Annotated in this window: 24 protein-coding genes and 1 pseudogene; 17 read left to right on the top strand and 8 right to left on the bottom strand. The window is 63.0% G+C overall.

Annotated features, from left to right (window positions below; translation table 11 throughout):
• Position 1: 1 nt before the first annotated feature.
• From P0Y65_09960 to P0Y65_09900, 13 genes and pseudogenes are all read left to right on the top strand, one after another.
• Positions 2-1,092: pseudogene (locus P0Y65_09960) on the top strand (carbon-phosphorus lyase complex subunit PhnI).
• The gene (locus P0Y65_09955) at positions 1,089-1,964 is read left to right on the top strand and encodes an alpha-D-ribose 1-methylphosphonate 5-phosphate C-P-lyase PhnJ (GenBank protein ID WEK06542.1); all 876 of its coding nucleotides are present in this window, start codon (positions 1,089-1,091) and stop codon (positions 1,962-1,964) included. Before P0Y65_09960 ends, P0Y65_09955 begins: the two are co-directional and overlap by 4 nt.
• Before the next feature lie 165 nt (positions 1,965-2,129).
• Positions 2,130-2,903: a phosphonate C-P lyase system protein PhnK gene (phnK, locus tag P0Y65_09950; protein WEK06541.1), complete on the top strand. Its 774-nt coding sequence runs from the start codon at positions 2,130-2,132 to the stop codon at positions 2,901-2,903.
• The gene (phnL, locus tag P0Y65_09945; protein WEK06540.1) at positions 2,903-3,607 is read left to right on the top strand and encodes a phosphonate C-P lyase system protein PhnL; all 705 of its coding nucleotides are present in this window, start codon (positions 2,903-2,905) and stop codon (positions 3,605-3,607) included. The genes phnK and phnL overlap by 1 nt, the downstream gene beginning before the upstream one ends.
• Positions 3,604-4,215, top strand: coding sequence for a DapH/DapD/GlmU-related protein (locus P0Y65_09940; GenBank protein WEK06539.1), 612 nt, complete (start codon positions 3,604-3,606; stop codon positions 4,213-4,215). The genes phnL and P0Y65_09940 overlap by 4 nt, the downstream gene beginning before the upstream one ends.
• 261 nt (positions 4,216-4,476) lie before the next feature.
• The gene (gene phnC / locus P0Y65_09935; GenBank protein WEK06538.1) at positions 4,477-5,295 is read left to right on the top strand and encodes a phosphonate ABC transporter ATP-binding protein; all 819 of its coding nucleotides are present in this window, start codon (positions 4,477-4,479) and stop codon (positions 5,293-5,295) included.
• Between the two features lie 66 nt (positions 5,296-5,361).
• Positions 5,362-6,270 (top strand): phosphate/phosphite/phosphonate ABC transporter substrate-binding protein, encoded by a 909-nt coding sequence (phnD, locus tag P0Y65_09930; protein ID WEK06537.1) that lies wholly within the window; start codon positions 5,362-5,364, stop codon positions 6,268-6,270.
• 62 nt (positions 6,271-6,332) lie between these two features.
• On the top strand, positions 6,333-7,304 hold the full coding sequence (phnE, locus tag P0Y65_09925; protein WEK06536.1) for a phosphonate ABC transporter, permease protein PhnE: 972 nt from the start codon (positions 6,333-6,335) through the stop codon (positions 7,302-7,304).
• Complete coding sequence (gene phnE / locus P0Y65_09920) at positions 7,305-8,648, top strand: phosphonate ABC transporter, permease protein PhnE (GenBank protein WEK06535.1); 1,344 nt, start codon at positions 7,305-7,307, stop codon at positions 8,646-8,648.
• A 321-nt stretch (positions 8,649-8,969) separates the two neighbouring features.
• Entirely contained in the window at positions 8,970-9,731 is a 762-nt protein-coding gene (locus P0Y65_09915) for an alpha/beta hydrolase (protein WEK06534.1), read from the top strand.
• Positions 9,732-9,959: 228 nt separating this feature from the next.
• Positions 9,960-10,952: a UDP-N-acetylmuramate dehydrogenase gene (gene murB / locus P0Y65_09910; protein ID WEK06533.1), complete on the top strand. Its 993-nt coding sequence runs from the start codon at positions 9,960-9,962 to the stop codon at positions 10,950-10,952.
• Between the two features lie 77 nt (positions 10,953-11,029).
• Positions 11,030-12,856: a malto-oligosyltrehalose trehalohydrolase gene (gene treZ / locus P0Y65_09905; GenBank protein ID WEK06532.1), complete on the top strand. Its 1,827-nt coding sequence runs from the start codon at positions 11,030-11,032 to the stop codon at positions 12,854-12,856.
• 81 nt (positions 12,857-12,937) lie between these two features.
• The gene (locus tag P0Y65_09900) at positions 12,938-13,741 is read left to right on the top strand and encodes an inositol monophosphatase (GenBank protein WEK06531.1); all 804 of its coding nucleotides are present in this window, start codon (positions 12,938-12,940) and stop codon (positions 13,739-13,741) included.
• Between the two features lie 188 nt (positions 13,742-13,929).
• On the opposite strand, the gene P0Y65_09895 is transcribed toward P0Y65_09900, so the two are convergent.
• The 6 genes from P0Y65_09895 to P0Y65_09870 all read right to left on the bottom strand — a co-directional run bounded on the left by P0Y65_09895 (position 13,930) and on the right by P0Y65_09870 (position 19,677).
• Positions 13,930-14,763 carry a glycerophosphodiester phosphodiesterase family protein gene (locus tag P0Y65_09895; GenBank protein WEK06530.1) on the bottom strand — a complete coding sequence of 278 codons (834 nt, stop codon included), beginning with the start codon at positions 14,761-14,763 and terminating at the stop codon, positions 13,930-13,932.
• Complete coding sequence (locus P0Y65_09890; protein ID WEK06529.1) at positions 14,763-15,845, bottom strand: ABC transporter ATP-binding protein; 1,083 nt, start codon at positions 15,843-15,845, stop codon at positions 14,763-14,765. Before P0Y65_09890 ends, P0Y65_09895 begins: the two co-directional genes overlap by 1 nt.
• Positions 15,846-15,857: 12 nt before the next feature.
• Positions 15,858-16,679, bottom strand: coding sequence for an ABC transporter permease subunit (locus P0Y65_09885; GenBank protein WEK06528.1), 822 nt, complete (start codon positions 16,677-16,679; stop codon positions 15,858-15,860).
• A 1-nt stretch (position 16,680) separates the two neighbouring features.
• On the bottom strand, positions 16,681-17,553 hold the full coding sequence (locus tag P0Y65_09880; GenBank protein WEK06774.1) for a sugar ABC transporter permease: 873 nt from the start codon (positions 17,551-17,553) through the stop codon (positions 16,681-16,683).
• 2 nt (positions 17,554-17,555) lie between these two features.
• On the bottom strand, positions 17,556-18,704 hold the full coding sequence (locus P0Y65_09875) for an extracellular solute-binding protein (protein WEK06527.1): 1,149 nt from the start codon (positions 18,702-18,704) through the stop codon (positions 17,556-17,558).
• Positions 18,705-19,197: 493 nt separating this feature from the next.
• A complete protein-coding gene (locus P0Y65_09870; GenBank protein WEK06526.1) occupies positions 19,198-19,677 on the bottom strand; it encodes an SRPBCC family protein in 480 nt (159 codons plus the stop codon).
• A gap of 329 nt (positions 19,678-20,006) precedes the next feature.
• Here P0Y65_09870 and P0Y65_09865 point away from each other — a divergent pair, with 329 nt between their 5' ends.
• Complete coding sequence (locus tag P0Y65_09865; GenBank protein ID WEK06525.1) at positions 20,007-20,375, top strand: hypothetical protein; 369 nt, start codon at positions 20,007-20,009, stop codon at positions 20,373-20,375.
• 146 nt (positions 20,376-20,521) lie between these two features.
• Here the strand turns inward: P0Y65_09865 and P0Y65_09860 are convergent, their stop codons facing one another.
• The gene (locus P0Y65_09860) at positions 20,522-21,427 is read right to left on the bottom strand and encodes an N-acetylmuramic acid 6-phosphate etherase (protein WEK06524.1); all 906 of its coding nucleotides are present in this window, start codon (positions 21,425-21,427) and stop codon (positions 20,522-20,524) included.
• A 250-nt stretch (positions 21,428-21,677) separates the two neighbouring features.
• Between P0Y65_09860 and P0Y65_09855 the strand changes: the two genes are divergently transcribed.
• Genes P0Y65_09855 through nagA form a run of 3 tightly spaced genes read left to right on the top strand, consistent with a single transcriptional unit; the run spans position 21,678 to position 24,642 of the window.
• Entirely contained in the window at positions 21,678-22,457 is a 780-nt protein-coding gene (locus tag P0Y65_09855) for a GntR family transcriptional regulator (protein WEK06523.1), read from the top strand.
• On the top strand, positions 22,454-23,485 hold the full coding sequence (locus tag P0Y65_09850; protein ID WEK06522.1) for an SIS domain-containing protein: 1,032 nt from the start codon (positions 22,454-22,456) through the stop codon (positions 23,483-23,485). Before P0Y65_09855 ends, P0Y65_09850 begins: the two co-directional genes overlap by 4 nt.
• The gene (gene nagA, locus P0Y65_09845; GenBank protein ID WEK06521.1) at positions 23,482-24,642 is read left to right on the top strand and encodes an N-acetylglucosamine-6-phosphate deacetylase; all 1,161 of its coding nucleotides are present in this window, start codon (positions 23,482-23,484) and stop codon (positions 24,640-24,642) included. Before P0Y65_09850 ends, nagA begins: the two co-directional genes overlap by 4 nt.
• Here nagA and P0Y65_09840 read toward each other — a convergent pair.
• On the bottom strand, positions 24,639-25,382 hold the full coding sequence (locus P0Y65_09840) for an SDR family NAD(P)-dependent oxidoreductase (protein ID WEK06520.1): 744 nt from the start codon (positions 25,380-25,382) through the stop codon (positions 24,639-24,641). The two genes, nagA and P0Y65_09840, sit on opposite strands and share 4 nt — an antisense overlap.
• Between the last annotated feature and the right edge of the window lie 63 nt (positions 25,383-25,445).

The following is a 25,445-nucleotide window of genomic DNA, read 5'->3' as shown; positions in this document are numbered from 1 at the left end:
CATGTATGTTGCCGTAAAGGGCGGTGAAGCCGCCATCGCCAATGCCCATGCCCTGCTGGCCGACCGCCGTCGTGGGGATCGCTCGGTGCCGGCGCTGCGCCTCGACCAGATCGTCGAACAGCTCGGCCTGGCCGTCGATCGCGCCATGGGCGAGGGCTCGCTCTATGACAAGGAACTGGCGGCGCTCGCACTGCTGCAGGCGCGGGGCGACCTGATCGAAGCCATCTTCCTCGTCCGCGCCTATCGCACGACGCTGCCCCGCTTCGGATATAGTCAGCCGATTGATACCGGCGCCATGCTGATCGAGCGGCGCATCTCGGCCACCTTCAAGGATCTGCCCGGCGGGCAGATGCTGGGCCCCACCTTCGACTATACCCATCGCCTGCTCGATCCTTCCATCGTCACGGACGAGGTCGCCGCGCCGCTAACCCGTGACGCCGAGACCGAACAGGCGCCGCGCGTCACCGACCTGCTCGGCCGCCAGGGCCTGATGGAGCCCGATGGCGAGACCGACCCGGATCGCGATGTTGGCGACCTGACCCGCGAACCGCTCGACTTCCCGCTCGACCGCGACCTGCGCCTGCAGGCACTGGCGCGTGGCGACGAGGGGTTCGTGCTCGCTCTGGGTTATTCGACCCAACGCGGCTATGGCCGCACGCATCCCTTCGTCGGCGAAATCCGCATCGGCGAAGTCGAGGTCGAATTCGACATGCCGGAGCTCGGCTTTGCCGTTGCCCTCGGCCGGGTGAAACTCACCGAATGCCAGATGGTCAACCAGTTCAAGGGCTCGGCCAAGAGTTCCGCCGCAGTTCACCCGCGGCTACGGTCTGGTCTTCGGCCAGAGCCGAGCGCAAGGCCATGGCCATGTCGCTGGTCGATCGTGCCTTGAGGGCCAAGGAATTTGGCGAGGACGTGGTCGCCCCGGCCCAGGACGAGGAATTCGTCATCTCGCACTCCGACAATGTCCAGGCCACCGGCTTCGTCGAACACCTCAAGCTCCCGCACTATGTCGACTTCCAGGCCGAACTCGATCTCATCCGCCGCATGCGGGCGGACCACGATGCTGCCAATCAGAAGGAGGCCGCGGAATGAACGCCCTCGCCAGCTACAACTTCGCCTATCTCGACGAGCAGACCAAACGGATGATCCGGCGGGCCATCCTGAAAGCCATCGCCATCCCCGGCTATCAGGTGCCCTTCAGCTCCCGCGAAATGCCTATGCCCTATGGCTGGGGCACCGGCGGCGTGCAGGTCACGGCGTCTATTATCGGTCCCGACGATGTGCTGAAAGTCATCGACCAGGGCGCCGACGACACCACCAATGCCGTCTCGATCCGCGCCTTCTTCGCCAAGGTGGCGCAGGTCGAAACCACGACGCATACGGCCGACGCCACCATCATCCAGACCCGCCACCGCATTCCCGAACGCGCGCTGACCGAGGGCCAAGTGCTGGTCTATCAGGTGCCGATCCCCGAGCCCCTGCGCTTCCTCGAGCCGCGCGAGACGGAAACGCGAAAAATGCATGCGCTGGAAGAATATGGCCTCATGCACGTCAAGCTCTACGAAGACATCGCCCGCCACGGCCGCATCGCCACGACCTATGCCTATCCGGTCAAGGTCGAGGGTCGATATGTGATGGACCCGAGCCCGACGCCCAAATTTGACAACCCCAAGATGCATATGAGCGCCGCGCTGCAGCTCTTCGGGGCAGGGCGCGAGCACCGCATCTACGCCGTGCCGCCCTGGACCGAAGTGGTGAGCCTCGATTTCGAAGACCACCCCTTCACCATCCAGCACTTTTCCGAGCCCTGCGCCCTGTGCGGTGCTGATGAGGTCTATCTCGACGAGGTCATTCTCGATGACCGTGGCGGGCACATGTATGTCTGCTCGGACACCGACAATTGCGAGGAACGCCGCGCCGCCGGCCATGTCGGCGAACTGGGCGTGAAGGAGGCCGCAGAATGAAAGCGGCAATCCCCAGTAGCCCTCATGGTGAGGTGCTTTGCTCTTGCAAAGCCTCGAACCACGAGGGCGTGACGCGATGCATCTGTGCCACGACCTCGTGGTTCGAGGCTCGCGAAGGGCTCGCACCTCACCATGAGGTCTACTGCAATGTTGAGGAGAACCTCGATGTCTGAACCCCTTCTGCGCGTCGAAGGCCTGACCAAATACTACGGCAGCCGCCTCGGTTGTGCCGACGTTGATTTCGAACTCTGGCCCGGCGAAGTGCTGGCCATCGTGGGCGAGAGCGGCTCGGGCAAGACGACGCTGCTGAATTCGCTGTCGGCAACGCTAGAGCCCACCTCCGGCCGCACCATGTACCGCATGCGCGATGGCGAATGGCGCAATATCTATGAGCTGAGCGAAGCCGAGCGCCGCTTCCTCGTCCGCACCGACTGGGGCTTCGTGCACCAGAACCCTGCCGACGGACTACGCATGACAGTCTCGGCCGGCGCCAATGTCGGCGAGCGGCTGATGGCGGTGGGCGATCGCAACTACGGCCATATCCGCGACACGGCGCTCGACTGGCTTGGGCGCGTCGAAATCTCCGCCGACCGCATCGACGACCAGCCGCGCGGCTTTTCCGGCGGCATGCGCCAGCGCCTGCAGATCGCGCGCAATCTGGTCACTGGTCCGCGCTTGGTTTTCATGGATGAGCCGACCGGCGGCCTCGACGTCTCCGTGCAGGCGCGCCTGCTCGACCTACTGCGCCAGCTGGTGGGCGAACTGGGCCTTGCCGCCATTGTCGTCACCCACGATCTCGCCGTGGCGCGCCTCCTCAGTCACCGCATGATGGTGATGAAGGACGGTCATGTCATTGAGGCGGGCCTCACCGACCGCGTCCTCGACGACCCGCGCGAGCCCTATACCCAGCTTCTCGTCAGCTCGATTTTGCAGGTGTGATGATGACCGCTCTCTCCGTCCAGAACCTGGCGAAAACCTTCACCATGCACCTGCGCGATGGCGTGGTGCTGCCGGTGGTGTCCAATGTGAACTTCGAGCTGCATCCCGGCGAATGCGTCGTGCTCGGTGGGCCTTCGGGCGCCGGCAAGTCGTCCATCCTCAAGATGGTCTATGGCAATTACGGCGTCGATGCCGGCGCCATTGTGCTGCAGCATCACGGCGAAGCGGTGGACCTCGCCACCGCCGATCCGCGCACGGTCCTTACCCTGCGTCGCGACAGCATCGGCTATGTGTCGCAATTCCTGCGCACCGTTCCCCGCGTCTCGGCGCTCGATGTCGTGGCCGAGCCTCTGGTCATTCGCGGTGTCGACAAGGCCGAGGCACAACAACGCGCAAGGGACCTTCTCGCCCGCCTCAACCTGCCCGAACGGCTCTGGACCCTGCCGCCGGCGACCTTCTCGGGCGGCGAACAGCAGCGCGTCAACATCGCCCGCGGCTTCATCACCCATCATCCGGTGCTGCTGCTCGATGAACCCACCGCCTCGCTCGACGCCACCAATCGTGCTGTCGTCGTCGCCATGATCGCCGAAAAGAAGGCAGCAGGCGTGGCGCTGCTCGGCATTTTCCACGACGAAGATGTCCGCACCCAAGTCGCCGACCGTATCGTTGACGTTACCGCTTTTGCCCCAAAGGTTGCTGCATGACCCGCCTCAGCGAAACGCCCTTCATCCACCCCACGGCCGAGGTCAGGGATTCAACCCTGGGTCGCTACACCGAAATCGGCGCCGGCTGCCATGTCGCCAAATCCTCCGTCGGCGACTATTCCTACTGCGTCGACAACACGCAGATCGCCTATGCGACCATTGGAAAGTTCGCCAATATCGCGAGCCACGTCCGTATCTATGCCAGCATGCATCCGATGGAGCGGGCTTCGCTCCATCACTTCACCTACCGCTCGGCCTGGTATTTCGAGGGCGAGGAAGATGACCAGGCGTTTTTTGACTGGCGTGCCGGGCAGGGGATCACCATCGGTCATGACACCTGGATTGGCCACGGCGCGGTCATCATGCCGGGTGTCAAGATCGGCAATGGCGCGATCATCGGCTCCAATGCGGTGGTGACCAAAGATGTGGCGGATTTTGCCATTGCCGTGGGTGTGCCCGCCAGGACCATCAAGCAGCGGTTCAGCGATCCGATTGCCAGCCGGCTCGATGCGATGGCCTGGTGGGACTGGAGCCACGACAAGCTGCATCAGGCGCTGCCGGATTTCCGCAAGCTTGGGATCGAGGCTTTTCTGGAGAAGTATGAGTAGGCGAAACTGTGTCACGCCCTCGTGGTTCGAGGCTCGTAAGAACTCGCACTTCACCATGAGGGCTACTGGTAACGCGATGCCTCAGCAGCCCTCATGGTGAGGTGGGAGCGTAGCGACCCTCGAACCACGAGGGCGTGCCTCGATCCCGCGACAACCCGCCACACCGTGCCAGTGCACAGTCATGGAACCGTCATCCAACCGTTATCCTGACGTTACCTGCCCGCCCTAGGTCTGCCGCAGTTCAACGGCCGGGGCAGTCCAATGCTGAAGATTTCGAATGTTTCGCGACGCTTTGGTGACAAACTCGCCGTCAGCGATGTGAATATCGAAATCCCGCAAGGTCAGATGGTTGGCATTATTGGCCGTTCCGGCGCCGGCAAGTCCACGCTGCTGCGCATGATCAACCGGCTCAACGATGTCTCGTCCGGTTATATTGAATTCGACGGCGTGAAGGTGTCCGAGCTGCGCGGCCAGGCCCTGCGCAATTGGCAGCGCGATTGCGCCATGATCTTCCAGCAGTTCAACCTCGTGCCGCGCCTCGACGTCATCACCAATGTGATGCTCGGCCGGCTCAATGGCCGCAACCCGGTGCTGAACCTGCTCCAGGTGTTTTCCGCCGAAGAGCAGCTCGAAGCTCTCAAGGCGCTCGAACGCCTCGACATCGCCCAGACCGCCATGCAGTGGGCCCAGACCCTGTCGGGCGGCCAGCAGCAGCGCGTCGCCATCGCCCGCGCCCTGATGCAGGGTCCGAAAATGATCCTGGCCGACGAGCCGATCGCTTCGCTCGACCCGCGCAACGCCCAGATCGTCATGGACAGCCTGCGCGACATCAATTCCGAGGGCATCACCGTCATCACCAATCTGCACACGCTCGATACGGCGCGTGCCTATTGCGAACGCATCATCGGCATGAGCGCCGGCAAGGTCGTCTTCGACGGCACGCCCGATGACCTGACCACCGATGTCGCCCGCGAAATCTACGGCGCCGACGGGCTCAAGGAGGCTTTTTCCGAGGCCATGACCTCGACCTCCCTCGCGCCGCTCGCGCTCAAGTCCCAAGTCGCCAATCCGGCGCCCTGAAACCTCGTTCCGCTGCCGGAAGCAAGCCCGGCATGCCGACAAACTGCGTCACAAAGGAAGATATCCATGACCGCGCTCCGCACGATCCTCTTGGCCTCCGTGGCCCTCTCCATGTCCACCGCAGCCTTCGCCCAGGACGGTCTCGTTCTGCGCATCGGCCTTGATGGCGGCGAAAACGAAGCCGACCAGCTGCGCCGTTCGGAATGCGTTGCCGAGCCGCTGAAGGCCGCAACCGGCGCCACCGAAGTCCAGTTCTTCCCCTCGCCGGACTATAACGGCATCATCCAGGGCCTGCTCGGCGGCACCATCGACATCGCCATCATGGGCGCTTCGTCCTACGCCGCCATCGAGCTGCAGAAGGCCGATGCCGTTGACCCGGTCCTGACCACCCAGCAGGAAGACGGCTCCACCGGCTACCACACCATCATGGTCGCCCGCGCCGATAGCGGCATCACCGATCTGGCCTCGTCCGAAGGCAAGAAGCTTGGCTTCGCCGATCCGGACTCCACCTCGGGCTACCTGATCCCCAACGTTGCCCTGCCGGCTGACCTCGGCAAGTCGATCGAAGAAGCCTATAGCGAGACCGGCTTCGGCGGCGGTCACGAAAACCTCGTCCTCGGCGTGCTCGACGGCACCTGGGATGTCGGCACCACCTTCGGCTCGGGCCAGGGCGACTTCTCGGAAGGCTACACCTCCGGCAACCTGCGCATCATGGTCGACAAGGGCCTGCTCGACATGGACGATCTGGTCGAAGTCTGGCAGTCCCCGATCATCCCGAACGGCCCGCTGATGGTCTCGAACGCCCTCGCGCCCGAGCTCAAGGAAACCATCACGGCAACCTTCAAGGCCCTGCCTGAGACCGATTTCGAATGCTTCGACGCCTTCACCGCTGGCGGCTACACCAACTTTGTCGACGCCGACAAGGCCATGTACCAGACCATCATCGACGCCCGTAAGTCGGTCATCGGCGGCTAATCGCCAACACTCTGCGGCGGCGCATCCTGCGCCGCCGTTTCCTTTTGCAAGAGACGGTGCCCATGGCCGACATCGCCCCATCCAACGGCCTCACGCCAGCGACCCAGACGCTGCTGCGGCACTATCGCAGCCAGGTGATGACCCGGCGCGTCTATTCGCTGCTGGCTGTTGCGGGCGTGCTGGTGGCGTTGTTCTTCGCGATGAACTACGCCAACGCGGCCAATTCGGGGAAATTCTTCGACCGTCTTCCCTATATGTTCGACTTCGTCAAGAACTTCCTGCCGCGTGATCCCTTCGAGATCTTTCGCGCGATGTTCGATCTGGAATCGCCCTATTTCGACGGCTCGGCCAAGTATAATTACACGTCCGAACGGGTCTATCTGACCGACACCTTCTACATTCCGCACCTGATCTACCAACTGGTGATCACGGTCAATATCGCCATTGTCTCGACCATCATCGGCGGCGGTCTGGCCTTCTGCCTGTGCTTTTTCGCGGCCACCAACCTGGTCGGCGCCGGCGCCGTGCGCTGGTTCATGCGCCGCACCATGGAAGTGCTGCGCGCCTTCCCCGAAATCGTCATCGCCGGCATGCTGACGGCCATTTTGTCCATCGGTCCGATCGCCGCCATCGTCGCCATCTCGCTGCACACGATCGGCGCGCTCGGGAAACTCTTCTTCGAGGTCGTGGAAAATGCCGACATGAAGCCCGACGAGGGGCTGAAGTCGGTCGGCGCCTCCTGGCTCGAGCGCGTGCGCTACGCCATCGTGCCCCAGGTCATGCCCAATTTCGTTTCCTATGGCCTGCTGCGCATGGAAATCAACGTGCGCGCCTCGACCATTATCGGCGCCGTCGGTGGCGGTGGTATCGGCGAGGTCTTCCGCCTCTCCATCGGCCGCGATTATGCCGCTCAGACCTATGCCATCATCATCATGCTGCTGGTGACCATCATCGTCATCGACCAGTTCTCCGGCTGGCTGCGCCGCCGCCTCGTCGGCAACCAGGGTTTCAACGTCGCCAAGGGGAGCGTGTAAATGACCGCCATCAGCGCCGCCGAACGCAGCCGCCTCGAAAAGAAATTTCCCGAAGTTTTCGAGCGCAATTTCTTCAAGCAACATGGCCTCGTCATCGGTCTTGCCGTCACACTCGCCTATCTGGTCTTCTGCTGGTTCTTCTTCAACGTCGGCCCGGCGCTGCAGAACGGCAAGTTGGACCGCGCTTCCATCTACGTGCAGGACTGGTACAGCTGGCGCGCCCAGCCGCGGCTGCGCTTTGGCGACGATGGCGTGGTCACCCCCCAATGGTCGAGCCGCGGCCAGTATCCAGCTGACGCCACCATTCCATGGCTGACCCCGCATGCCGACGGCAGCATGCGCGTGGAGTTCGACGGCGAGGCCAACCGCCTCGAGATTGCGACCACCCAGGTCGAAGTCTATGTCAACGGCACGTCTTACCCGGTCACCATCACCCCCGATGGCGCCTATGCGCCGGCCGATGCGCCTGCTGAAATCGTCCAGGATCGCGACAAGGTCTGGGTCTATTACGGCTTCGAAGGCCAGGCCGAAATCCGTGACAATCAGGTTGCCGTTCAGCGCCGCTTCTTTGGTTGGGCCAATTTCCTCTACGATCCGAAATCGCCGCTCTGGGGCAATGATCTGTTCTCGACCATTGGCCTCGCCTTCTCGGGCGAGCAGGTGGTTGAAGGCAAGTCCAATATCCAGCTGATCTGGGAGCAGTGGCTCGGCAATCAGGCCTGGCAGCATGCCGATATCCTGACGAAACTGTTCCAGACCCTGGTCATGGCCTTTGTCGGCACGCTGCTGGCGACGCTCTTCGCCTTCCCGCTGGCCTTCATCGCCGCCCGCAACATCACCCAGAACCGCCCGGCCAACTGGTTCATGAAGCGCTTCTTCGACTTCATCCGCTCGGTCGACATGCTGATCTGGGCACTGTTCTTCACCCGCGGTTTCGGCCCCGGTCCCATCCCCGGCATTGCGGCGATCTTTTTCACCGACACCGGTGCCCTGGGCAAGGTCTATGCCGAGGCGCTGGAAAATGTCGATGACAAGCAGCGCGAGGGCATGAAGTCGGTCGGCGCCAGCCCGACCTCAGTCAATCGCTATGGCGTCGTGCCGCAGGTGCTGCCGGTGTTCGTGTCCCAGTCGCTCTACTTCTGGGAGAGCAACACCCGCTCGGCCACCGTCATCGGCGCCGTCGGAGCCGGCGGCATTGGTCTCAAGCTGCTCGAAACCATGGGCACCAATTCCGACTGGGACAAGGTGGCCTATATGGTGCTGCTGATCCTTTTGGTGGTCTTCATCTTCGACAATCTTTCGACGGCCATCCGCTCGCGCCTGATCGGCCCGACCGGGCACTGACCGGCATGGCGCGGGATTGTCAAACCCGCGCCAGCCCTCGATTCATTCTCGATGACAGGGCAGGGCCGCTACGCTAGCATTCTGATGCAGGCGTGGCGGCAAACGCGTCTGCCCAAGCTCTTGCCGTAGATTTCAGACGGCCCGGATTGCGCACCGGGCAACCATATTTCCGACGAACATACAGTGTGCGGGCGACCGGCATCGAGCGTTTTAAGCGCCCGTCGCCCTGATCTTGAAGACCATAGGCAATCGATCGACTTCCGTGCGCGAACACCGCGGCGGAAGCCAATGACACCTGCATATTCAACCTCGGAGTTCTTGATGAAATCCCTGTATCTGACCACCATACTTGCCCTGACCATCGCCACCCCCTCCGTTGCCCAGGCCGTGCTGCCGGAGGGCAGCATCAAGAATGTCGTCCTGGTGCATGGCGCCTTTGCCGATGAAACCGGCTGGGAAGACGTTGCGCGGCTGTTGTCGCTTGAGGGGTACAATGTCACCGCCGTGTCCAATCCTCTGACCGGGCTGGCCGACGATGTGGCGTCAACCAAGGCCGTACTCGATGCCCAGGATGGCCCGACGGTCCTCGTGGGTCATTCCTGGGGCGGCGTGGTGATCGGCGAGGCAGGGGACCACCCCAATGTCGCCGCGCTCGTTTATGTCGCGGCCTTTGCGCCCGATAGCGGCGAAACCCTGGGCGCACTCTCCCAATCGGGACCACCCACCGAGGGGGTGCAGCAGATTGTGCCCGACGACAAGGGTTACCTGTCCATCAATCCGGAGGCCTTTCCGGCCGTCTTTGCCGCTGACCTTCCTCCCGAACGGGGCGAGCTGATGGCCAAGGCTCAGCGCCCGCTCAACGGCGCCGTCTTCGAGACAAAGGCCGAAGTGGCGGCCTGGCATGACAAGCCGGTCTGGTACGTCATTGCCAATCAGGACAAGGTCATCGATCCCAATGCCCAGGCCTTCTTTGCCCAACGCATGGGTGCGGAAGTGACCAATATCGACGCCAGCCACGCAGCCTATGTATCCCAGCCCGGCGCAGTGGTGACGGTGATCAAGGCTGCGGCTGCCGGGGAGTAGGTTACGAGAGGCACCAGAGGTTCCCCACCCACGGTGTCACCCCGGCCTCGAGCCGGGGCCCATCCTGAGATGTTCGACATGACCACCTAGCGGCTGTGGCGGGATCTCGGGATAGGTCCCGGCTCAAGGCCGGGATGACACCGAGATTGCGGTACCAACTGCGCTAAAGTCTCGATTTCGGCGCATCTTCTCTGTATCAGCACTGCTGATGCTCGGGGACTGCCTTGGATGACGCCAGACTTTGACTTGAAGGCCCACAACACCTTTGGCCTGCCTGCGCATGCGCGCTTCGGAACCGAAATCACCCACGCCGCCGAACTGGCGCCGCTGCTGGCCGATGCGAAAAGCAAAGGCCTGCCGCTCCGCATTCTTGGCGGTGGCAGCAATGTCGTTCTGCGCCCGCAGTTCGACGGCATCATCGGCCTGATGGGCATCGAGGGTCGCGACATCATCGGGCGGCAAGGCGACCACAACCTTGTCCAGTTCGGCGCCGGCGAAAACTGGCATTCCATTGTCGAATGGACCGTCGCCCAAGGCCTGCCAGGTCTCGAAAACCTTGCCGCCATTCCCGGTACGATCGGCGCCGCGCCGATTCAGAATATCGGCGCCTATGGCGTCGAACTGGTCGACCGTTTCGACTCCCTACTGGCCTTCGATACCGAGGACAGGTCCATCCGTCGCTTCACCCGCGATGAATGCGCCTTCTCTTATCGCCAGAGCTTTTTCAAGCGCAAACCCGGCCGTTTCATCGTTACTTCGGTAACACTGGCGCTACCGGTGGACTGGCAACCAAACCTCAACTATCCCGGCCTCAGCCACATCCCCGCCGACGCCGATGCCGCAACCATCCTGCACGGCGTAGCAGAGGTGCGCGGTCGCAAGCTCCCCGATTGGCGCATGACCGGCAATGCCGGCTCCTTCTTCCACAATCCCATCGTGCCCGTCGAAGTGGCCGAACGCCTGCAGGCCGAATTCCCCGAGGCGCCGCGCTATCCTGCGGGCGAGGGGCTGGCAAAGCTCTCCGCCGCCTGGTTGATCGAACGCGCCGGCTTCAAGGGTTTCCGCCATGGCAATGCCGGCGTTTCGCCCAATCACGCGCTGGTCCTCGTCAACAATGGCGGCGCGACCCAGAGCGAGATTAGCGAACTGGCCGCCATGATCGTTGAGGGCGTCGAGACCCGCTTCGGCGTTCGCCTGGTGCAGGAGCCGGAATTGCTGTGATGCGCTGAGAGCGCGGAACCCAATCGCCCGGCGTCCCATTCCTGACCTGCCGGCTGTTTGCCCGGCCGGGGTATTTCATGACGTCTCATACCATTACGCGTAGCCACAAGATGCGGTTCGGAGCCGAACTGCGGCCCAAGAGCACCCGCTTCAAGCTCTGGGCGCCCAAGAGCAAGAGCGTGCAGCTCAAGCTCAAGGGGCAGCGCAAGCCGCTCGATCTCGAAGCCCGCGCCGATGGCTGGCACAAGATCGAAGTGGATGGCGTCAAGGCCGGCACCCTCTACAAGTATCTGGCCGACGGGGTGGAAATTCCCGACCCGACCTCGCGCTATCAGCCCGAAGATATCCACTCCTGGAGCGAGGTCATCGATCCGCGCGCCTTCGACTGGACCGATCAGGAGTGGCGCGGCCGCCCATGGGAAGAAGCGATCATCTATGAACTGCACGTCGGCACCTTCACCGACCAGGGCACGTTCCGCGCCGCCATCGGCAAGCTCGACCACCTGGTCAATCTCGGCGTCAGCGCCATCCAGATGATGCCGATCAGCGACTTTCACGGTCGCTTCAACTGGGGCTATGACGGCGCCATGCTGTTTGCTCCCGACAGCACCTATGGCCGCCCGGAGGACCTCAAGGCCTTCATCGATGCCGCCCATGATCGCGGCTTGATGGTCTTCCTCGATGTCGTGTTCAACCACTTCGGCCCGCATGGCAATTATCTGCCTGCCATCGCGCCCATCTTCACCGAACGCCATCGCAGCCCCTGGGGCGCCGGCATCAATTACGATGACAAGGGCGCCGACGTGGTGCGCGAACTGGTCATCGAAGCCGCCATCTACTGGGTCACCGAATTCCACTTCGACGGGCTGCGGCTCGACGCCGTGCACGAAATCCAGGACGACAGCACCACCCACATTCTCGAAATCATCGCCGCCCGCGTCCGCGCTGCGGGGCCCTACCGGCATGTGCATCTGATCGTCGAAAATTCCAAGAACCAGGAACGCTGGCTGCGCCGCAATTCCGGCTGCCTGCCGGTGCATTACACCGCGCAGTGGAACGACGACGTGCATCATCTGCTCCATGCCGCCGCGACCGGCGAAAACACCGGCTATTACGCCGATTTCGACAATCTGGACGAGCGCTGCGAACGTCTCGGCAGGGCCCTGGCGGAAGGGTTCGCCTATCAGGGGGAAATCCGGCCGCGCAAGGGCGAAAAGGTCGGCGAGCCCAGCGTTGGCCTGCCGGCCACGGCCTTCGTGTCCTACATTCAGGACCATGACCAGATCGGCAACCGCATCTTCGGCGATCGCATCGGCAAGCTGGCCCACGCCGATGCCATCAAGGCGCTATCCGCCGTCTATCTGCTGCTGCCGCAGATCCCCATGCTGTTCATGGGCGAAGAGTGGAATAGCGACACGCCTTTCCCCTATTTCTCCGACGTGCCGCCCGATCTGCGCGAAGCCGTGCTCGAAGGCCGCCAGGAGGAGCTCAAGAACACGCCCGAGCACGAGGACCCCAGCAAGCCCGACGTGCACGAGACCGTCGATCCGACCCTGCCCAGCACTTTTGCCTCCGCCAAGCTCGACTGGGGCAATGTCAAAAAAGCTGACCACGCCGAATGGCTGTGGCACTACCGCCAGCTGATCGATATCCGCAAGACCGAAATCGTGCCGCGCCTGCCGGGCCTCGAGGGCTTTTCCGCGCATTACGAGGTCCTCGGCCAGAAGGCTGTGCTGATCCGGTGGCACATGGGCGACGGCACCACGCTCCGCCTCTATGCCAATCTCGACAACAATTCTCAGGACGGGGTTCCTGCCATCATCGGCCGCCGCGTGCACCTGCAGGGCTTTGCCGAAGAGGGCCTGCTCGGCCCCTGGAGCGTACTCTGGACACTTGAAATCTGACTGTCACAATTCTGTCGATTGTCCCCTGTTAGGACCTGTTGCGCGCTAGACTGAGCCGCAGACTCGCCTCCGGAGACCACCATGAATTACGACGCCGTCCTCGCGGACATGATCACCATTGCCCGTGAAGCGGGCGCCTTGACGCTCGATTATTTCAAGCGTTTCCGCGATCTGGAGATCGGCATCAAGGGCCCGGCCGACTTCGTCTCCGAGGCCGACAAGGAGAGCGAACTGCTGATCCGGAAATTCCTCGGCGAGCGCTATCCGGACTGGAATTTCACGGGCGAGGAATTTGCCGCTGACGAGCGCGGCGGCGATCACCGCTGGCTGGTGGACCCGATCGATGGCACCACCAATTTCATCAATGGCATGCATTACACCATCTCGATCGCCCTGCGGCATGGCAACGAGACGGTCTGCGGCGTGCTGTATAATCCGCCGGCCGACGAGATGTTCACCGCCATGCCCGGGCAGGGTGCCTATATGAACGGCGAGCGCCTCAAGGTCAGCGAACAGGTGGACATCGGTCTGATGAACATTGGCACCGGCCTCCCCACGCCGGGCCTGCAGCTCTATCCGGGCGCCTATGAACGCCTCGACGCCATCCGCGCCCCGATCTCCTCCGTCCGCGTCGTCGGCAGCGCCGCCAACAGCTGCGCCTATGTCGCCATGGGCCGCCTCACCGGCTATTTCGAGGAGACCGGCTTCCTCGACACGGCTGCGGGCATCCTGCTGGTGCAGGAAGCCGGCGGCGTCGTCACCGACTGGTGGGGGCGTGGTCCTGAGGTCTACGAGCGCACGGGAACGCTGATCGTGGGCAACAAGGCGACGCATGCGTTTCTGATCGAAAAGCTCAAGGACGTGCCGAAGAAGGATCCCAAATAAGGATACCTAGACCATCCACACGCGCGATGTCATCCCGGCCTTGAGCCGGGACCCATCCCGAGATTTTTCCACGGCCGCACGGTCGCAGTGCCAATCATCGGCACCTAACGGCCGTGACCTGATCTAAGGATAGGCCCCGGCTCAAGGCCGGGGTGACACCGTGGGTGTTGGAGCGACAGGCGCAGGCCTCACCCCGCCATCCCCACAATCCCCTCCGGATCATCCGACGTGATCTGATCCACCTTCAATCCCAGCAGCCGCTCGACATTGGCGAGGCCTTCGGTATCAGCGCGATTGATCGTCCACGCATCCACGCGTTTCCCCAGCGCATGGAACGCCGCGACGATATCGAACCCCGCATCGTCTGACGTGGTGACAATCCGCCAGTCGAGATAGATCAGGTCCGACTTCGGCGAGGCCGCCACCGCGTCATCGACAAAGCCCTGCAGCGTCCCCGACGCCAGCGCCGCCTTGAAGACGTCCTCGTCGCTCGGATCGAAGCCCGCCCGCATTCCCGGCACCACGCCGGTCAGCATGTCGACCGCCTTGGCGCTCCCCGACGACACGATGCAATTGCCCGCGATCGTCGCCGTCGCCCGGGCAAAATTCTCCAGTGCCCGCGCGTCGAGCACATGCTCGTCTTCCTTGTAGTCAAGCTGCAGCAGCGCCTCGGGATGCACGCCCGCCGTTGCCATCAGCGCACAGAGATCGTCCAGCAGCATCACCGGCTCGTCGATCGGCGCGCCGTCATTGTCGCGCAGGTTCAGCGTGCGGATATGGGCGTCAGCCGTCTGCGCCACCGGACCGCGGTCCGTGGTTTCGCGGTCGAGGGTCATGTCATGCAGCACGGCAAAACCCTTGTCGCCGGTCACCACCAGATCGACCTCGATGCTGGCCCCCAGCCGCATGCCTTCGACGATCCGCTGCCCGGTGAACACCGGATCGCTGGCCCGGCGCCGTCCACGATGCCACTTCAGCCACGTGCGGTGGCCGTTGCGCTCGATAAAGATCGGGTCGGCCATTACGCGTCTGCCAGAACCGGCTGAACCGCCGTCACCGCCGCGACCTCGCCGCGATGCACCACCACGCCGTCACGATAGGCGGCAACGGCCCTAGGCGAGAGGTTGACGCCCTGACCGGATTTGAACAGATCGGGATGGCTGACCATTGCCTTCATGCGCGTGCCGTCGTTCAGTTCGAGATCGACCAAGCCATGCGTGCCATAGTCGGTGACGCGATGCACCTTGCCCTGCCCATTGCTGCCTGCCGCCGCAAGATCGAGCGCCTCGGGCCGCACCGCCAGCGTGGCTGGGCCATCACCGATCGGCAGTTTCGTCGCAAAGCCGGCCTTGGAAAACACGCCATTGCTGACCATGCCCTCGACGAGATTCATCGTGCCGATGAAGCCGGCGACGAACGGCGTGCGCGGCTCGCGATAGACCACGTCCGGCCGGTCGATCTGCTCGGTCTTGCCGTCGCGCATCACGACGATCCGGTCGGCCATGGAGAGGGCTTCGTCCTGGCCATGGGTCACGAACAGCGTCGTGATCTTGAGGCGCTGCTGGATATCGCGAACCTCTTCGCGAAGTCTTTCGCGCAAGTGCTGGTCCAGACTCGCAAAAGGCTCGTCCAGCAGCAGGATTTTCGGCTCCAGCACCAGCGAGCGTGCCAGCGCCACGCGCTGCTGTTGCCCGCCCGAAAGCTGTGTCACCGAGCGCGTGCCATAGCCACCCAGCCCCACCAGCTCCAGCACGCCCTCGACCCGCCGCTTGATCTCGCTGGCCGGCACCTTGCGGAGTTTCAGGCCAAAGGCGAGGTTCCTATACACATTCATATGCGTCCACAGCGCATGGCTCTGGAACACCATGCCCGTCGGCCGCCGCTCGGGTGGCACGCGGGTGATGTCATCGCCATCGATGGTCATGACGCCAGAGGTCGGCGTTTCGAAGCCACCCACCATGCGCAGCAGCGTCGACTTGCCCGACCCGGACGGACCGAGCAGGCAGACCAGCTCGCCATCGGCCACATCGAGCGTGAAATTGTCGACGGCCGTGGTCCCATTGGGGAAGATTTTGGAGACGTCGTTGATTTTGAGAACGGACATTTTCGAAGAATCCTAGCCGCCGAAGCCGCGGGCGAACGAGCCGGAATTCACCACTTTTCGGGCGAACAGCAGCGCGATGAAACTGGGCACCCAGAGCAGCACGGACAGCACCGCGCCATATTGGATGACAGGCTGGTTGTTGATGAAGGAGATCATCAGCACCGGCAGCGTACGCACCTGCGGCGCGCCGATCAGCCAGGCGCCTTCGGTCTCGTAGAAAGTGCCGACAAAGCTGAGAAGGATCGCCGCGGCAATGGTGGGCCCAGCCTGGGGCAGGGTGATTGACCAGAAAACGCGGAGCGGCGATGCGCCGACGTCGCGCGCCGCCTCTTCCATGCGCCGGTCGACCGCCTGGAACGCCGCCACCGGAATCCAGATCATGAACAGCAGCGTGCCAACCAGCTGGATCAGCACCACGCCCCAGAAGGAGCCGATGAGATTGAGCTGCAGGAAAATGCCGGCAATGGCGACAAGCAGGCCAAATTTGGGAAAGGCATGACCGGCGAGGAAGGAGAAGAACAGGATGTTCTTGCCCGGAAAGTCGAGCCGCGCAAAGGCATAGGCGGCCGGCAGGCAGATCAGGGCGGAGAGCGCCGTCACCGTGAAGCTGAGGGTCAGGCTCATCGAGATCGAGCTCCAGACGTCTGCTCTCGCCAGTGTCTGGTTCCAGAAGCGCAGGCCGAATTCCTGCGGAATGACCGACGGATAGCGCCACACATTGGTGAAAGCCCAGGTGCCGACGACGAGCAGCGGCACCACGATGACAATGGTCAGGACCACGGCAAAGACAATGCCGGTCCAGTCCACGCGGGATTTGGTCAGGGTTGCAGCCATCTTACGGCGTCCTGTTCTTGGCGACGGAGCGCACGTAGAAGAGCCCGAAGATGATGCAGAACCCGAAGGTGATCACCGCCTGGGTTATGGCCGTATTGGGCTGCAGCAATTCGCGGAAGGTGCGCTGCATGAACGGCCCCATCATTTCCGGCGCCGCCGGCCCCAGGATATAGGGCAGGGTGAAGGCCGAGAAGATGCCGAGCACGGCAAAGGAAATCGCCACGAGGATCGAATTGGAAATGCGCGGCAGGATGATGTGCCATAGCAGCGCGATCTTTCCCGCGCCGACGTCGCGCGCCGCCTCGACTGCCTGGTTCGACACATTCCCAAGGCCTGATAGCAGAATGAGAACGGTCAGCGGAATATTGTCCCAGACCAGCCCGATCACCGGCCCCCAGGGCGTCAGGTAGGGCGAGCGGATTTTCGGCAGGCCGACGGAGTTGAGCAGAAGGTCGGCGGTGCCATTGGGGCCGAGCACGCGGATGAAGGCAAAGCTCAGGATGATCGACGGCACGAACATCGGAAAGATCGCGAGGCCCTGCACATAGGCGGCGATCTTGGAATTGGAAAACCGCAGATAGAGCGCGATCGGCAGGCAGACGACCAGCAGCAATATGGCGCAGACGCCCGTGGTCCACAGCGTCATCGACAGGTTGGAAAGGCTGTAGCCGTCCGAGAAGAAATAGCTGTAGCTGGCCAGCGACACCGTCTTGCCACCGTCGGGCGTTGGCACCCACACGGTCTGGATGACGGCAGAGATGATCGGCCAGATGACCAGCCAGGCGACGAGCAGCACTGGCGTGGCAACAAGCAGGAGGCCAAAAGGCCTCCTGCGCACTGGTGTGGCGGACCCGATCTGGTCCGAGACGGTCATGGTCACGAATTCGGGTCCACATTCGGCGCCACGGCGCGGTACCAGCCGTCATTGACGGCGGTTTCCCAGTCCCCGCTCGGGAAGCTCGGGATCGATTCCGGAATGATGTCGGCGAAGCGCTCGCGCAGTTCAGCCGAGACATGGTCCCAGCTGACGCCCGGGAAGCCGCCCAGTTCGGTCAGCACGGCCGACTGGATTTCTTCGGTCAGCAGGAAATCGGCCAGCTTGAGTGCCGCATCCTTGTTCGCACCATTGCTGAGCACGGCCAGCTTGGTGAAACCGCCCGGCAGGCCGAGGTCCTGCAGCTGGACGAGACCGGTGGTCTCGGGCAGCACGCCCTGGTCGATGGCCGAAAGCGCCTGATCCGACCAGACCGGGATCATGGTCACGGCCGACTGGCCCAGCAGCTGCACCGACTGCGTATTGCCCGACGTATAGGCGCCACCATCGAACAGCGAGGGCGCCAGATCCTTGAGGATGTCCCAGGCCGGGTTCAGCGTCTCTTCACCCAGCTCGGCGGTGTAATTGTCGACGGTGAACTTGCTCGGGTCCTTGCCATTGGCTTCATAGATGGCGCGACGGACGAAATTGCCGCCCGAACCGCCCTTGTTGGGACGGTTGTAGATGAACTGGCCCGGGTTAGCCTTGATCCAGGCGACGAGGTCTGCCCAGGTCTTGGGAACATTGGCCGGATCGAGCTTGGTGGTGTCATAGGCCAGAAGGACCTGCGAACCACGGTAGGGCATGTTGGTCGGGATGTCGAAAGCCAGCGGATTGATCTTGGAATAGTTGGAGAGGCCAGCCTCTTCAAAATTCACATAGAGCCCCTTGTCGATGCCACCGGTGGTGACGCGGCTGTCGAAGCCTTCGAACAGGTCAGCCTGCGGGTCAGCGCCGCTGTCCAGCGCCGCCAGGGCGCGGTCGGCAATGGCGCCAACGCCGGTGCCGTCACCGCCGTCGACTAGGTTCAGCGTGATGCCCGGGTTGGCGGCTTCGAAAGCCGGCTTCACCGTATTGGTCCAGAAGTCGATGACGTTCTGGTCCGAGCTGAAATAGATGTCGATGACGCCTTCGGCGGCAAAGGACATGCGGGGCAGCATCAGGGCGCCGGCAGCCGTGCCAGCAGCGAGCATGAAATCACGCCGTTTCATTGTAATTCTCCCAAAGTCCGTTCGATAGAACGGATGTTCCGCGCGGCGGTCCGTCCCGCTCGCAGGTTTCATCGATCTGCGTCGACCTCTCCCGGAAGGAAGCTAACTACCGCTGCGGAAATTAGGCAAGGGGGAACCACCGGGCCGGCGACGCACCGACGGTCGGGTACAAATCACAGCTTTGCGACAGTCATGTAACGGCCGTGCCCGGTCCTGTTGGCAGGCCTATTGTGACAGACCTTTGTGACAAAGTAACAATCTGCCATACAACGAAAATTCGACGCTCTGGCAAACACTTGGCCAGACGCTCTGGCTTGGATTGGTCTGCCTGTCACAAACACCACGTGAGGAATTTTGTGTCCTGACAAGGCTTAGACAATTCCCCCAGACAAAAGGCGGCCCGACAAGAAGTCGGACCGCCCCAAAATATTCCAAAAACAGAACATATATTCCGCTTTGCCCCTGTGCCGGAATTGCGCTCGGAATCGCTGGCTCAGAGTCGCGCTGCAAGTTCCTCCAGCTGCGCGGCACAGAGTCCCCAGCCTTCGTGAAAACCCATCTTCTTGTGGCCCTCCGCGTCTTCGCGGGTCCAGTGGCGCGCCACGGCGGTGTATTTCGTCTTTCCCTCGCCAGCATCCTCGAAGGTCAGGATGGCGGTAAAGAACGGTTTTTCCGATGGCGCCCAGTCCCCCACATAGGCATCGGTAAACACCAGCCGCTCATTGGGCACGATCTCCAGATACTGGCCGGGGTTGGGAAATTCATTGCCCTCGGGGTCCGCCATGGTCACCACATTGGCGCCACCGACGCGCAGGTCGAGCTCGACCTTGGGCGTGCTCCACGGCTTGGGCGCAAACCACTGCTTCATCAGCTCCGGCTCGATCCAGCAGCGATAGACCTTGTCCCGCGGCGCATTGAGCACCCGCGTCAGCACGAGGTCGCGGTCGGTATCCTGGGTGGGCAGGGTGGTCATCTCGAAATCTCCGGTCTCGATGTTGCGTTCATAGCACCAACGAATGACGGTTTAGGGATTCGACAGGGGTGGGGGGAGAAAGTTCTGTCGTGACCGACGCCTTAGGTCTAGCCAGTCGGACCCTCAAGCAGGGGTGAATTGTTCACGGTGATTTCGCGCGGACGAAGCGGTTTAGCCTTGCGGATGCAGGACGCAAGTGCAGCGCGCCAAAAGCTCAACAAAGGTTCGGGTCAGGAAGATTTTTGATGCTTGGTGATACTTAACTATCTGAGCTTGCGCAGTTTCTTCTAGTTGTGCTTATTCGGCTTCATTACTTGGGGGCTATAACTATGAAGAGAATTGCGATCGCGCTTTGCGCGACGTCCATGCTTGCTGCTTGCGCCACTCCGCCAAAGGATATTGCGCCGACTTACGTCTCAACCGGGCTGTACGAGAATTTGTCCTGTTCGCAGTTGCGGGCTGAGGCCGAAGCTGTCTCTTCCAGGGCGGCCGCAGCCTACGGTCAGCAGGACAAGAATCGAAGCTCAGATGCGGCAATGACCACCGTGACTGTCGTCCTGTTCTGGCCCGCCGCTTTTTTCATGAAAGGCGATGGAGCAGCAGCAGCCGACGTGGCGCGACTGAAGGGTGAGATGCAGGCCATCGAACAGGTCAACCGCGTCAAGAACTGCGGAATCGTATTTGCTCCGGCAGCATAAGGCTGGGCTGCGAAAACGTGGTGCTGGCCATGGTCAGCACCACTCTCCAATTCAAGGCTGTCGTCGAAGGCCGATACGGCTGGCGCCGTGCAGAACAACAATAGATCTCTGCGGTCCACACTTGGATCATTGGCGGGCTAAGCGCCTCAGTTTTCAGTTGTGCGTAAGCTTGTAAGCGCCGCCCTCAACCTTCCTCCATACCGCGCCAGCAGCGCCTCGGCCTGCTCCTTGCTCGGCACGCCCGAAGCAATCAGCACGCCGACCTTTGCATTGCCGCCGGCCAGATCCAGCGCCGCCCGCGCCTTATCCGCATTCACCCCGGCAATGGCCATGACCATGCCCCGGGCCCGCTCCAGCAGCTTGATATTGTCAGTGACGACATTGACCATATAGCCGTCATGCACATGGCCCAGTTGCATGGCCATCATGGTGGACAGCATGTTGAGCGCGATCTTTTGCGCTGTGCCGGCGCCCATGCGCGTCGAGCCGGCGATGACTTCGGGCGGCGTCGGCAGGCAGATCGCCACATCGACATGGCCGAACAGCGCCGCGCCGCGATTGTTGCTGATGCCAACGGTTTTGGCGCCCGCCGCCCGCGCTGTGTTCACGGCAGCCAGCGCATAGGGCGTCGAGCCGCTGGCCGTTACGGCGATGACGCAGTCCTTCGGCCCGATCGCCTCACGCAGGAGATCGGCCCGCGCCGCGGCCTCATCATCCTCCGGCCCACCTTGCAGATGCTCCAGCATCGATGCTCCGCCGGCCAGCACCATGCGGATACGGTCCGGCGCAATGCCATAGGTGCCCGGAATTTCCAGCGCATCGGCCAGCGCCATCAGCCCCGAACTGCCCGCGGCGGCATAGATCAACTTGCCGCCGACGCTCAGACTGTCCGCGGCAAGCTGTGCGGCTGCGGCAATGGACGGCACGGCCGCTTCGACGACCCGTGCCGCCTCGACCTGGCCCCGCGCCAGAATCGTCAGCGCGTCTTCGGCCGGCAGCGTGTCGAAACCCTGGGCACTGGCATGGGCCTGTTCGGTCAGCGTTGCGCTCATGGCCGTCTCCTGTTCGTGTCGATAATGCCAAATTCATACCACTTGTCCAGCAAGGCGGCTGGCATTCACAGGTGCCCAGCAAAAACCCCGACGGCGGCGGGCCGAATGTCCCGCATGTGTAGAATCATGGATTGCCACTTGGTGAATGGTATTTTATTGGTATTAAATAGCGGCAAGGGCGCACAGGCGCACCGACCTATTTGATTTGCCAATTATAATGATTGATCGCAGCGGGCGAGGGGGAGGACAGGTGGCCGAAGCGTCGAACGGTTTCTTTGCCGAAGGGCCTGTCGTCCTGCCGGCTGGCGGGCCGCTTTACTTGCAGCTGCGCCGCTGGATAGAGGACGCCATCCATTCCGGCGCCGTCAACCCGGGCGATGCCTTGCCCTCCGAGCGCGATCTGGCCACCAAGGTCGACGTCTCCCGCGTCACCGTCCGCAAGGCCGTGCTGCAGCTGGTCAAGGACGGCGTGCTGGTGCAGCGCCACGGTTCGGGGACATTCGTTGCGCCGATCACCCAGCGGGTGGAACAGTCACTGTCCCAGCTCACCTCCTTCACCGAGGATATGGCTCGCCGCGGCATGGCCGTGCGCGCCGAATGGCTCGATCGCGGCATCTATCTGCCCTCGCCGGAAGAGACCATCATCCTGGGCCTGGGCTCCGGCGAACAGGCCGCGCGCATTTCCCGCCTGCGCCTGACCGGCGACACCCCGCTCGCTATCGAACGCGCCAGCCTGTCCTCCCATGTCCTGCCCGATCCGCTGGCCATTGCGGACTCGCTCTACAAACACCTCGACAAGTCGGGCAATCGCCCGATCCGCGCCATCCAGCGCATCCGCGCCGCCAATCTGGGCGAGGAAGACGCCGCGCTCCTCCATGTTCCGGCTGGCTCGGCGGGCCTCAACATCGAGCGCACGTCATACCTGGCTTCGGGCCGCGTCATCGAATTCACCCGCTCCATCTATCGGGGCGACACTTACGACTTCGTCGCAGAGCTCCGCCTGGGCGATTCTCCGGGAGCCAAGCCATGACCGAACAGACCACCTTCATGCGCCAGGAAGTCGACGCCATTCCTCATGTCGTCGCCAATTTCCTTGATCAAAGTGGCACTGTGCTCGATGCCGCCGCAGCGGCCCTGCGCTCCCGCAATCCGGCACTGGTGGCCACGGTTGCCCGCGGCTCGTCCGACCACGCCTGCTCCTATCTCAAATATGCCATCGAGCTGACGCTCGGCCTGCCGGTCGCTTCCATCGGCCCCTCCATTGCCTCCATCTATGGTAAGGATCTCAAGCTCGACCGCGCCGCCACCATCGCCATTTCCCAGTCCGGCAAGAGCCCCGATATCGTCGGCATGACCCAGTCGGCGCGACGCTCCGGCGCCACCACCATCGCCATCACCAATACCGCCGGCTCGCCGCTCGACGAGGCGTCCGACTTCACCGTCGACTTGCATGCAGGCGTCGAAAAGTCCGTCGCTGCCACCAAGACCTTTGCGACTTCGGTGGTTGCCGGTCTGTCGCTGATTGCCCGCTGGAGCGGCGACGAGGCGCTCAACGCAGCCGTCAACGACCTGCCCAAGTCCCTGGCCAGGGCCGTCACCTGTGACTGGTCCGATCTCGTCGCCGCGCTCGATGGCCATACCGCGCTCTACGTACTCGGCCGTGGTCCCGGCTTTGCCATCGCCAATGAGGCGGCGCTGAAGTTCAAGGAAACCTGCAATATCCAGGCCGAATCCTATAGCGCCGCCGAAGTCATGCACGGCCCCGTCGCCATCGTGACCCCCGGCTATCCGGTGCTCGGCCTCGCCGCCCGCGACGCTGCCGAAGCTTCGGTGGCTGACATGGCGCACAAGCTGGCCGGGCAGGGCGCTCTGGCCTTCCTCACCAGCACCCGTCCGGGCGCCGCCAGGGCATTGCCCTTCGCCGCCACGGGCCATCCATTGACCGACCCGCTGGCGCTGATCGTTTCCTTCTATGGTTTCGTCGAAGCCCTGTCGCGCCATCGCGGTCTCAATCCCGACGTGCCGCCCGCCCTCAAGAAGGTGACCGAAACCGTATGAGCGATCTCCTCGCCGTCACCGGCGCAGCCATTTTCGACGGTCATACCTGGCATGGTGATGCGGCGTTGCTGGTGGAATTCGGCCATGTCTGCGGCATCACCGGCGCTGACGCCATTCCAGCCAACGCCCAGGTAGTCCGGCTCGATGGCGGCCTGCTCGTGCCCGGCTTCATTGACCTGCAGGTCAATGGCGGCGGCGGCGTGCTGTTCAACAATGTGCCGACGCTGGACTCCATCCGTACCATTTGCGCCGCCCACGCCCAGTTCGGCACCACGGCGCTGCTGCCGACGCTGATCACCGATACTGTGGACGTCAATATCGCCGCCATGGCGGCGGGAAAAGCTGCAGTGGAGCAGGGTGTTCCCGGTTTTCTCGGACTCCATCTGGAAGGTCCGCACCTGTCCCTGTCGCGCAAGGGCACGCATGACCCGGCGCTGATCCGCCCGATGGACGACACCGACCTGGCGCGCCTGATCGCCCTGCGCGCCGAACTGCCCAACCTTCTGATCACCGTTGCGCCCGAAACCGTGACGCCGCAGCAGATCACGGCACTTGCCGAGGCCGGCATCGTGGTGAGCCTGGGCCATTCGGACTCTGGTATCGACGCAGCCAACGCCGCCTTTGACGCGGGGGCCAGCATGGCCACCCATCTCTTCAATGCCATGAGCCAGCTCGGCAATCGCGAGCCCGGCGTTGTCGGCGCGGTGCTCAGCCACGGCGATGTCCACGCCGGCCTGATCGCCGACGGCATCCACGTCCACCCGGCCGCCATCCGCATCGCACTCGCCGCCAAGTCCGGTCCCGGCCACATCTTCCTCGTCACCGATGCCATGTCCCAGACTGGCACCGATCTCAAATCCATGACGCTCAATGGCCGCACCATCACCCGCGCTGACGGCGCCCTGCGCCTCGCCGACGGGACCCTGGCCGGCGCCGATCTCGACATGATCGACGCGGTCAGCTTCATGCACGCCCGGATCGGCCTCACCCTAGACGAAGCCCTCCGCATGGCCTCGCTTTATCCCGCCGAGGCCCTGGGCATTGCCGGCGACCACGGCCACCTGCAGCCCGGCGCCGTGGCCAGCTTCGTGCATCTGTCGGACGAACGGGAAATGCGCGCCACCTGGATCGGTGGCACGCAGGTCTGGGCCGACTAGCCGCGGCCGATGAACGGCATATTGGTCGCCATCACCGTCATGAACTGCACGTTGGCATTCAGCGGCAGTCCCGCCATATAGGTCAGCGCCTCGACCACATGCGCCACATCCATGGTCGGCTCGGGCATCATCGTGCCATTGGGCTGCAGCGAGCCGCTGTTCATGTGGCTGGTCATGTCCGTCGCCGCATTGCCGATATCGATCTGCCCGCAAGCGATGTTGAAGGCCCGCCCATCGAGCGCGATCGCCTTGGTCAGCCCGGTGATGGCATGCTTGGTGGCTGTATAGGAGGCAGCGCCCGGTCGCGGCGCAGTGGCCGAAATGGATCCGTTGTTGATGATGCGCCCGCCCTGCGGGTTCTGATCCCGCATCGCCCGGAAGGCCTCGCGCGCCACGTAGAATGCGCCGTTGAGATTGGTATTGACCATCTCCTGCCAGGTCACAACATCGAGGTCGCCGAAGGAGACCGCCGGCGCAAACCGCCCGGCATTGTTGAACACCACGTCGATCCGGCCGTATTTTTCCTTCACGCCGGCGAAGAAATGCGCCACGGCGCCCGGATCGGTTACATCGCATTCGCCCCAGTAACCGCCCGTCTCGGCGGTAACAGCCTGCAGCGCCTCGGCGCGCCGCCCGCAGATGGCGACCTCATAGCCTGCCCCGGCAAATCCCAATGCTGCTGCCTTGCCGATTCCGGAACTACCGCCGGTGATGACCGCGACCTTGTTCTGCTTGTCCATGCTTCCTCCATATGTGACGGCGCACAGAGTGGCGCCGCCTAAATTCCTCATTCTGCCCACATT

Source organism: Candidatus Devosia phytovorans, assembly GCA_029202405.1.
In the GTDB taxonomy this organism is placed as follows: domain Bacteria; phylum Pseudomonadota; class Alphaproteobacteria; order Rhizobiales; family Devosiaceae; genus Devosia; species Devosia phytovorans.
The sequence above is the reverse complement of the archived record's forward strand: the minus strand, read 5'-3'. Positions and strand labels throughout refer to the sequence as shown.